Genomic DNA, 1259 nt, shown 5'->3' with positions numbered 1-1259 from the left:
TAATGAAGTTTTTCCCATAGATTTTAATATCGAGCGCAATTCATCATCATTTGGAATTTTTAACTCGACTTTTTTAGGAGAGAAGCTTTTATCCAAAGAAATTTTTGATAAATACTCATCATAAGGATATTTGTCGTCATAATCCTTGTATTTAATTTTGCATTTATCTCTGTAATTTCTAATATTTATCTCTCTTTCCTGATAAGTTATGCTGTGATTATCTACTCCAGAACCATTTAAACAGCTATGGATACAACCACTCATTTCAAATATCGTATTCTTAAATCGCCCCTGCTCTAAAGCATGAAGTATACTTATACAATCATTTACACCCTCTACTGTGATTACCTTTTTTACTGGATTTTTGTCGTTTACTACACGAGTCGTTTGACCTACTAGAGGAAATAACAACCTATCCTTGCAAATCACATCGAATTCTCCTTCCTCAAGGCTGTCTAAATCTATATGCTCTCTTTTGAACCATCTTTGCAATTCGGCAAATGTTATAACTCCATCGACACTCATATCTAGAGAGCCCTCATCCTTTTTAGCTAGACAAGGACCTATAAAAACTACCTTTGTATCAGTGCTGTATTTGCTTTTCATAAGTCTAGTATGACATAGAAAAGGCGATACTACAGGTATTATATTTTTAGTAAACTTAGGGAAGTGTTTTTCAATCAAGTTATTTATCGTTGGACAGAAGCTCGTAAAATAATTTTCTCCATCATCTAAATTTGCATATTTATAATACTCATTTAAAATAGGCTCTGTGGCTATTACAGTTTCCTCGACATAGTCAAAACCTAGTTTTTTTAATGCAGCAGGTATTTTATGGCTATTTTCCCCGAAAATAGAAACAAAGCTCGGTGCAATCGATACTGCAACTTTATTTTTGCTTTTTATAAATGATTTAATTTTAGATACTTCTGATTTTAATATTGATTTTTTTTGAGGACAGGCTTTGGAGCACTCATTACATATAATGCATCTGTCTCTTAAAATTTGAGCTTGCTCATTTTTGAATTTAATTGCATTTACTGGACATGCGCGGGCACATGCATAGCAGCTTTTACATTTAGTCTTTTTTAAATTGACATACCACATAATAATTCCTCCAAGGATATAAAATATTTTCCCAACCTTAGAGATATATTAATAGTTGATTTTAATAACCCCTATAAAAAATTCCTTATACTCGTTTAATTATACTATATATGTTTTTTATTAACAATTTCTTATCTGTTATCACAGTTTAT

At 31.1% G+C, this 1259-nt stretch carries 1 protein-coding gene; it reads right to left on the bottom strand.

What is annotated here, in order from left to right; all coding sequences use genetic code 11:
* A partial coding sequence (locus ACI3VO_RS14330) for a [Fe-Fe] hydrogenase large subunit C-terminal domain-containing protein (protein WP_439758569.1) occupies positions 1-1107 on the bottom strand: 1107 nt, incomplete at its 3' end.
* Between the last annotated feature and the right edge of the window lie 152 nt (positions 1108-1259).

Origin of the sequence: Intestinibacter sp., assembly GCF_051866655.1 — a bacterium.
Lineage (GTDB): Bacteria > Bacillota > Clostridia > Peptostreptococcales > Peptostreptococcaceae > Intestinibacter.
This window is presented reverse-complemented; position numbering and strand designations above follow the sequence as displayed.